2 protein-coding genes are annotated in these 9,247 nt (G+C 73.1%); both read left to right on the top strand.

What is annotated here, in order from left to right; genetic code table 11:
* Window positions 1–3,902, top strand: a 3,902-nt coding sequence (locus ACFWGZ_RS36170; RefSeq protein ID WP_382456094.1) for a histone H1-like repetitive region-containing protein, incomplete at its 5' end; no start/stop codon positions are given.
* A 375-nt stretch (window positions 3,903–4,277) separates the two neighbouring features.
* Window positions 4,278–9,215, top strand: a complete 4,938-nt coding sequence (locus ACFWGZ_RS36165; RefSeq protein ID WP_382456093.1) for an NAD-glutamate dehydrogenase — start codon at window positions 4,278–4,280, stop codon at window positions 9,213–9,215.
* The last annotated feature ends 32 nt before the right edge of the window (window positions 9,216–9,247 follow it).

Below are 9,247 nucleotides of genomic sequence, written 5' to 3'. Positions count from 1 at the left end.
GGTCGCTGGTGGTCTTCGCGAGCAACCGCGTCGACCGCGGCGTCCGCGTGGCCGACCGGGCGCTCGACGCCCTGAAGGCCGCCGAGGCCGCCGGTGAGCACGAGACCGCGTGGCTGCTGCGGGTCGAGCTCGCGGAGTGCGCGCGTTCCGTGGGCGCCCCGCTGACGGGGTTCGCCGCGGTCATGCCGGTGCTCGAGGCGCCGGACGTGCCTGCGGAGCTGCGGGCCGCGGCACTGGTGCAGGCCAGCGAGTGCCTCGTCACGGTCGGCCGCGGCGACGAGGCCACGCGGGCTCTCGCGGAGGCCGACCAGCTCTACGTCGCCGACACGACGCTCGACGACGACACCCGTCTGCTGCTGCGCGGCCTGGTCCGCGCGGTGCAGGCCGCGCAGCACCGGCGGTGGGGCGACATCGCCGCCGCCATCGGTGCCGCGCGCGAGGGCCTCGACCTGCTGGGCCGGGTCGCCGACCCGGCTGCCGACAGCGGTCAGGGCCTCGGCCGGCTCACGCTGGAGCTGGTGCTGTCGTTGATGGACGCGAACCGCCTGCTCGACGCGAGCGAGGCGGGCACCGCGGTGCTCGACCGCGCCGTCCGGGCGCCGTCGGCGTCCGCGGCGGGCTGGCTGCGGCTGGCCCTGGCCACCCGCGTCCACCTGCCTGCTGGCCGGGTCGCGCTCGCCCGCGAGACGCTGCGCGAAGCGGCGGCGAGCGCCGAACGCCACCAGCTCGACACCCTGCTCACCGAGAGCCTGCTGGCGCTGGCCCACGTGCACGAGGTGGCCGGCGAACTGGCCGACGCGCTCGCGAACCTGCGCTCCGCGCACGCCGCCGAACGCCGCAGGGCCCGCGCCGTCTACGCGGTGCGCGCCCGGCTCGCGGCGGAGTTCTCCGGCGTGCACCGCCAGCCGGCGGACCTGCACCAGCAACTGGCGAGCCTGCTGCGCCCGATCGAGGGCATGCCCCTCGCCACCGACGGCGTGCTGCCCGCCGCGCTCAAGCAGCAGCTGCGCCAATGGCGCCCCGTCCACGTGCGCAAAGGTGATGGCCTCACAGCAAACCGGGTCCGCCGCGCGGCCGAGGACATGACCGTGGAAGGCTTGTCGGCAGCGCGACAACACGCCGCCGACCGGTGGCGCTTGGTCCAGCCGTTCGGCGAACCAGAAGACAAGACCTCGGAGCCTGTGGAACCGCCACCAGCATCCTCGTCGTCCGACCGCACCGTGCCCGCGTCCGGCCTGATCGCCTCCGCGGGCGCGATGGTCAGCGGCCGCCGCCGCGCCGCCCGAGTGGCCGCGGGGGAGATCGGCGACGACACACCGACCACCATCGCGGAAATCCCCGTCATCACCGACGCGCCCGCCGACCCGCCCCCACCGGCCGAGCAGCCCGCCGCGCCGGACCAGCCGGTGTCCGCGGCGCAGCCCGCGCCCGCCGAGCAGGCCCCGCCCGCCGAGCAGCCGCAGCTGAGCCCGGAGCAGGAGCGCAAGCGCAAGGTCGAGCAGCAGCTCATGGAGCTGCAGCGCGAGGCCCGCCGCCAGATCGAGGCGGAACGCCAGGCCCGCGCCGAGGCCAGGGCGGCCGAGGAGGCCGAGCGCGAGAAAGCAGCCCGGGCCGAGGCCGAGCGCCAGGAGGCGGCCCGCCAGGAAGCCCTCCGTGACGAGGCGGCGCGCCAGGAAGCAGCCCGTCAGGAAGCCCTCCGCGAGGAGGAGGCGCGCCAAGAGGCAGTCCGCCAGCAGGCTCTCCGCGAGGAGGAGGCCGCCAGGCAGGAGGCCGCTCGCGAGGAGGCCGCGAGGCAGGAGGCCGCTCGCGACGAGGCGGCCAGCCAGGAAGCCGCGCGCCAGGAAGCCGCGCGCCAGGAGGCGGTGCGCCAGGAGTTCGCCCGCGAGGTCGCCGCCCGCCAGGAAGCGGCCAGGCAGGAGGCGGCCCGCGAGGAGATCGCCCGCCGCGAGGCCGCCCGCCTCGAAGCGGTGCGCCGCGACGTGGCGCGTCAGGAGGCGGCGCACCAAGAGGTGGCCCGCCAGGCGGCGGAACGCGAGGAGTCGGCCCGCGCCGACGGCGCCCAGCCCCAGCCCCAGCCCCAGCCCGAGAGCGTGCTGGACATGCTGAAGGCCCAGGGCCTGCGGGCAGGTGGCCGCCGCCGGGCCCGGGACACCGGCGCCGACCCGGCCCCCGAGACCCCGTCGTGGCGGGTGGAACCCCCGACCCGCCTCCGCCCGGACGACCAGGGCGCGGAACCCCAGCCCGCGCAGGACCCCTCCGACGCCTCGGCGCCGGCGGGCACCGCGGGCGGGGAGCCGCAGTCGCCCAGCTACTTCGCGACCGCCGCGGGCTCGGGCTCGACGGACGCCGCGGCCTCGCCGAGCTACTTCGGTTCGGGTGCCGGGGGCGTCGGCCGACCGGGGCCGGGTTCCGCGGACGTGGGGACGGCGCCGAGCCACTTCGGCGCGAGCACGGACTTCGCGAGCACGGACTCCACCGGCACGGATGTCACGGGCACGAACTTCACCGGCACCGGCACCGGCACCGACTCCGCGCAGCGGGGCTTCGCGGCCGGCGCCCGGTTCGGCGAGCAGCGCACCCCGGAATCGGTCGGCCGCACCGGCCTGTCGGCGGCGTTCGCGCGTCCGCCGGTGGCTCCCGGCTCCGGTTCCCACCCGGACGACCCCGCCTACCCGCTCCACACGCCGGCGGAGGGGTTCCCCGCCGCGGTCGACCCGGACGAGCGCAAGCTGCCCGACCTCGACTTCAGCTCGCTCGACTTCAGCACGCCGAAAGCCAAGCCGGTCGCGTCCATCCCCGTGCCGGAGCCGGAGCGGCTCCCCGAGCCCGAACCGGAGCCCGGCCGCACGCCGACGCCGCCGGTCCCGGTCATCCCGGTCCCGCCGGTGCCGGACCCGATCCCCTCGGTGCCGACGCCGGACGAGGTGCCGCGGCCGCCGGAGCGCGACCTCATGACCACGACCTTCCTGAGCTCGGCGGACGTGGACGACGACCCCGCGGACGTCCCGACGGTGCCGGTCCGTCTGACCCGCGAGCCGGTCCAGCCGGCCGCCGATGCCTCGGGGGTCGCGCCGTCGTCCGGCGGCCCGACCGGGTTCGGCGCGCAGGCCGGCTTCGGTGCCCAGCCCAGCTTCGGGACGCAGCCGGGCTTCGGGACGCAGGCGTTCGGGTCGCAAGGCTTCGGCACCCAGGCGGGTTTCGGCGCGCAGCCGGGGTTCGGCGGGCAGCCCGGTCCGGCGGCACCCGAGGCCGCTCAGCCGGACGTGGTGGTGCCGGCCGGGACCGACCCGGCTCCGCAGTACGACTTCTTCGCCGAGAAGGCGCAGCCTGACCAGGCACGACCCGACCAGGTCGCGCAGGACCAGACCGCGCAGGACCAGACCGACCGGAACGGCCGGCCCAGCAGCCGGCGCCGGCCGAGCGAGATGAGCCTCGCCGACCTGCTCGCCGAGGCGCTCGTCGCCTACGAGACGGGTCGCCGGTCCGACGAGGAGCAGGTCGACGCGGCGGCTCTCGGCGTCCCGGAGTGGTCGGCGGTCGATCCGGACGAGCCCACGCCGGGGTCCGGTGTCGAAGCGGTCCCCGCACCGGAGCCGCAGTTGCCGGTCGCGCCGGTGGAGCGCCCGGCCGCCCCGCAGCAGCCCGCGGCGGACCTCTACTTCGGCGCGAGCCAGTTCGGCGCCCCGCAGGTGCCCTATCTCATGTCCGACCAGTTCAACCCGAACGAGCTCGCCAAGCCCCACCCGGTCGCGCAGGCACCGGTGCAGCCCGCGCCGGAGCCCGAGAGCGAGCAGGAGAAGACCGGCCCGATCGTGCCGGTCGGACCCGCGACCGACAACGAGACGACAGGTCCGATTCGTCCCGTGCGGTTCGACGGCCGTCCGGGGTGGACGCTGCCCTAGCGGGTCTCCGGACGCCGAGGGTGTCCAGCGCCACACCTCAAGCCTTGCCCAACCCCTCCGCCGGGGCGTGATCCACCGGCGGCGGGCGGGTACGTGTTCTGCACGGTCCGGCGGTCGAGCCACGTCGGGCCCCTGATCGGTTGTGCGCCACGGATCGGCTGAACCTGCGGTGCGCCCCGGTTGTCCGGGTCGGCCTGGTTCACGCCGCGTCCACGATGCGGAAAGTGTTGCCGCCACTGATGATGTGACTCGATTCAGCCCTCGATTCAGTGGTCCGACAGTGCCCCTCCCGTGTCCGGTGACGGCCGCCACCCCATCTAGGGTGGGGGCGGACCCGGTACACAGAGGTGCCGGATAGCGTGGAGTCGCCTGAAGATGACCTCGACTGGAGCCCCGACCCGATCCGACGACGTCCCCGCGGTACCTGCCGCGGCCGACGGGAGTCGAACGGCCAGTCCTGAGCAGGTCCGTGACGAGCTGATCGAACGGGCCGCCGCCAATGCCCCTGAACTCGCTGACCTGATCCGCCTTTTCTACCGCCACGTGCCCGCCGAGGAAGTCAACGACGACGACCCGGTGGACCTGGTCGGAGCGGTGCGGTCGAACTACCAGCTCGCCGAGAGCCGCGTCCCCGGACGCGCCGCGGTGCGCATCCTCAACCCGACGCGATCGGCCGACGGGTGGCAGTGTCCTGTCACGGTCGTCCAGGTCGTCACGGACGACATGCCCTACCTCGTCGACTCGGTCGCGTCCGAGCTCGCCCGCGGTGGCGTGCAGGTCCAACGGGTCGTGCACCCCATCGTCGTCGTGCGCCGCGACCCGGTCACCGGTGAGCGCACCGAGGTGCTGCCGACCGCCGACCCCGCCGACCCGCCCGCCGACGCGCTGGCCGAGTCGTGGATGAACGTCGAGGTCGACCTCATCACCGACCCCGACCGCGCCCGCGAGCTCGAGACGCGGCTGCTCACGGTGCTGACCGACGTCCGCGAGGTCGTCGAGGACACCGACCGCATGGTCACCACCGCCCTGCAGCTGGCCGACGAGCTCGAGAAGGACTCGTCCGAGGCCACCACCGACGGCTCGAAGCTGCTCCGGTGGCTCGCGGACGGGCACTTCACGTTCATGGGCTACCGGCAGTACGAGCTGGTGCGCGAAGACGGCGAACCCGCGCTGCGGGCCGTGCTCGCGAGCGGTCTCGGCGTGCTGCGCCAGGACAGCCTCGCCGCCCGCAGCCTCACCGCCGGGCCGGACAACGGCGCGCAGGCGCTGAGCCCCGAGCTGCTCGTGCTGACGCAGGCCAGCGCGCAGAGCAGCGTGCACCGCAGCGTCTACCCCTTCTACGTGGGCGTGAAGACGTTCGACGGCGAGGGCCGCGTCTCCGGTGAGCACCGGTTCCTCGGCATCTTCAGCACCACCGCGCTGCACGAGGACGTGCTCGACATCCCGGTGATCGAGCGCCGCGTGCGCGAGGTCATCCACCGCGCCGGCTTCCCGCTGCAGTCCTACTCGGGCCAGCGGATGCTCGAGGTGATCCAGAACTACCCGCGCACCGAGCTGTTCTCGGTGGACGCGGACACGCTGTACCAGACGACGACGGGCGTCATCGCGCTCGCGGAACGGCGGCGGCTGCGGCTGTTCCTGCGCCGCGACCCGTACGGCCGCTTCTTCTCGTGCCTGGTCTACCTGCCGCGCGACCGCTACACGACGACGAGCCGCCTCGCGATGCAGGAGGTGCTGCTCGCCGAGCTCGGCGGCCTGAACCTCGAGTACAGCGCGCGCATCGGCGAGTCGGCGCTGGCGCGGGTGCACTTCACGGTGCACACGGACCCGGCGCGCACGCTGGAGCCGGACGTCCACGCGATCCAGGCCAGGCTGGCCGAGGCGATCCGCAGCTGGGACGACCGCATGGTCGAAGCCGTCGGGGGCGACGACCTGGGGGCCGAGTCCGCGACGGAGCAGGGTCAGCGGTTCGCCGCGGTGTTCCCGGAGGCCTACAAGGAGGACTTCCCGGCCTCCACCGGCCTCGAGGACTACCGGCGCATCGAGGCGCTCGTCGAGGGCGACCTCGACATGGTCTTCTACGTGCCGGAGGACGCCGAGCCCGGCGAGCGGCGCTTCAAGATCTTCGTGACCGGCGCCGGCATCACGCTGTCCGACGTGCTGCCGATGCTGCAGCGCATGGGCGTGATCGTGGTCGACGAGCGGCCGTACGAGATCGCGCGCGAGGACGGCGTGCAGTGCTGGATCTACGACTTCGGCCTGCGCATCGACAAGGCCGCGCTCGCGCAGCTGTCCGAGGCCGACCTCGACAACGTGCGGGTGCGGTTCCAGGACGCGTTCGCCGCCGTCTGGCGCGGTGAGGCCGAGGTCGACCGGTTCAACTCGCTGGTGCTGCAGGCCGGGCTCACCTGGCAGCAGGCCGCGATGCTGCGCGCCTACGCGAAGTACCTGCGCCAGGCGGGCACGCCGTACTCGCAGGACTACATCGAGGACGCCGTGCTCAGCCACACGAGCGTGGCGATCGCGCTGGTGGCGCTGTTCGAGGCCCGGTTCAACCCCGGCCTCGACGACGCGACCCGCGCCGCGCACACCGACACGATGGTCACCGAGATCGGCAAGCTGATCGACGACGTGACGAGCCTCGACGCGGACCGCATCCTGCGCAGCCTGCTCGCGCTGATCAACGCCACGCTGCGGACGAACTACTTCTTCCGCGACGCCGACGGCCACGCCCGGCCGTACCTGTCGGTCAAGCTCGACCCGCAGGCCATCCCGGACCTGCCGGCGCCGCGGCCGAAGTTCGAGATCTTCGTGTACTCGCCGCGGGTCGAGGGCGTGCACCTGCGCTTCGGCAGCGTCGCGCGCGGTGGCCTGCGCTGGTCGGACCGCCGCGAGGACTTCCGCACGGAGGTCCTGGGCCTGGTGAAGGCGCAGGCCGTGAAGAACGCGGTGATCGTGCCGGTCGGCGCGAAGGGCGGCTTCGTCGTCAAGCGCCCGATCGCCCCCACGGGCGACCCCGGCATCGACCGCGAGAACTTCATGTCCGAGGGCATCGCCTGCTACAAGATGTTCATCTCGGGCCTGCTCGACCTCACGGACAACCTGATCAACAACGAGGTCGTGCCCGCGCCGCAGGTCGTGCGCTACGACTCCGACGACACGTACTTGGTCGTGGCCGCGGACAAGGGCACCGCGACGTTCTCCGACATCGCCAACGGCGTGAGCCAGAGCTACGGCTTCTGGCTCGGCGACGCGTTCGCCTCCGGTGGCTCGATCGGCTACGACCACAAGGCCATGGGCATCACGGCCAAGGGCGCGTGGGAGAGCGTGAAGCGCTCGTTCCGCGAGCTCGGCGTGGACACGCAGACCGAGGAGTTCACCGTCGTCGGCATCGGCGACATGTCCGGTGACGTCTTCGGCAACGGCATGATGCTGTCCGAGCACATCCGGCTCGTGGCCGCGTTCGACCACCGGCACATCTTCATCGACCCGAACCCGGTCGCGGCGGCGTCCTTCGCCGAGCGCGTGCGGCTCTTCGGCGTGCCGCGGTCGTCGTGGGACGACTACGACCGCTCGCTGATCAGCGAGGGCGGCGGCATCTTCCCGCTGTCGGCGAAGTCGATCCCGATCTCCGAGCAGGCCCGCGTCGCGCTGGGCCTCGCGGAGGGCGTGGTCAAGCTGTCGCCGCCGGAGCTCAAGAAGGCGATCCTGCTCGCGCCGGTCGACCTGCTCTGGAACGGCGGCATCGGCACGTACGTGAAGGCCTCGACCGAGTCGCACGCCGACGTCGGCGACAAGGCCAACGACTCGATCCGCGTCGACGGTGCCGAGCTGCGCGTCAAGGTCATCGGCGAGGGCGGCAACCTGGGTCTGACCCAGCGGGGCCGCATCGAGTTCGCGCGCACCGGCGGCAAGGTCAACACCGACGCGCTCGACAACTCCGCCGGCGTCGACTGCTCCGACCACGAGGTCAACATCAAGATCCTGCTGGACCACCTGGTCCGCGAGGGCTCGGTGGAGCAGCAGCAGCGCAACGAGGTCCTCGCCGAGATGACCGACGAGGTCGGCGAGCTCGTGCTGGCGGACAACTACTCCCAGAACAGCGTCCTCGGCGTCAGCCGGGCGCACGCCGCGCCGATGCTCTCGGTGCACGCGCGTCTCACGGCCGACCTGGAGGCGCGCGGGGCGCTCAACCGCAAGCTCGAGGCGATGCCGAGCGTCGCGGAGTTCAAGGCGCTGGAGAAAGCCGGCGACGGCCTCACCTCGCCGGAGCTCGCCACGCTGCTCGCGTTCACCAAGCTCACGCTGAAGGAAGAGCTGCTCGCGAGCGACATCCCGACGATCGACACGTTCACCCGCAAGCTCCCGGACTACTTCCCGAGCCTGCTGCGCGAACGCTTCGGCGCCGCCATCCCGAACCACCCGCTGGCGCGGCAGATCATCACCACGGTCGTCGTCAACGAGGTCGTCGACGGCGGCGGCATCTCCTACGCGTTCCGGCTGTCCGAGGAGATGAGCGCGTCGGCCACGGACGCCGTGCGCGCGTACGCCGTGGTCACCCAGGTCTTCGACCTGCCGTCGATCTGGCGCGAGATCGAGGCGCTGGACAACGTGGTGCCGACGGACGTCCAGGACAACATGGTCCTGGAGACCCGCCGCCTGCTCGACCGCGCGTCGCGCTGGCTGCTGTCGAACCGCCCGCAGCCGCTCGCGGTCGGGTCCACGATCAACCGCTTCCGCGGCGTGGTCGAGGAGCTGAGCCCGTACGCCTTCGACCTGTTGCAGGGCAAGGAACTGGCCGTGGTCGCGGGCAAGGCCGACCACTACGTCGAACAGAGCGTTCCGGCGGAGCTCGCGCGCAAGGTCGCGGCGCTGCTCTACATGTACGGGCTGCTCGACGTCACCGAGATCGCCGAGCTGGCCGAACGCGAGTTCGGCCCGACCGGCGGCGCGGGACCGGAGCGCACGCACCGCGAGACGGCCGAGCTGTACTTCGCGCTGTCCGACCACCTCGACATCGACCACATGCTGGACTCGGTGACGAACCTGGAGCGGGGCAACCGCTGGCACGCGCTGGCGCGGCTGGCCCTGCGCGACGACTTCTACTCGTCGCTGCGGGCCATCTCCGTCGACGTGCTGCGGGCGAGCGACGAAGAGGACACGGCGACCGAGAAGATCGCCAGGTGGGAGCAGGCCAACGCGTCCCGCCTGGCCCGTTCGCGCGGCGCCCTGGAGGAGATCAACCGGGTCCACCAGCTGGACCTGGCCACGCTCTCCGTCGCCGCACGGCAGGTGCGCAGCATGGTGCGCTAGTCCGCACAGCAGACCGGGGCGCCGCGAAATCC

This window comes from Lentzea sp. NPDC060358 (assembly GCF_042725365.1).
GTDB lineage: Bacteria > Actinomycetota > Actinomycetes > Mycobacteriales > Pseudonocardiaceae > Lentzea.
This window is presented reverse-complemented; position numbering and strand designations above follow the sequence as displayed.

Bases quoted from the DNA above. Each gene is read 5' to 3' on its own strand.
- ACFWGZ_RS36165 (WP_382456093.1), top strand. From the start codon at position 4,278: ATGACCTCGACTGGAGCCCCGACCCGATCCGACGACGTCCCCGCGGTA.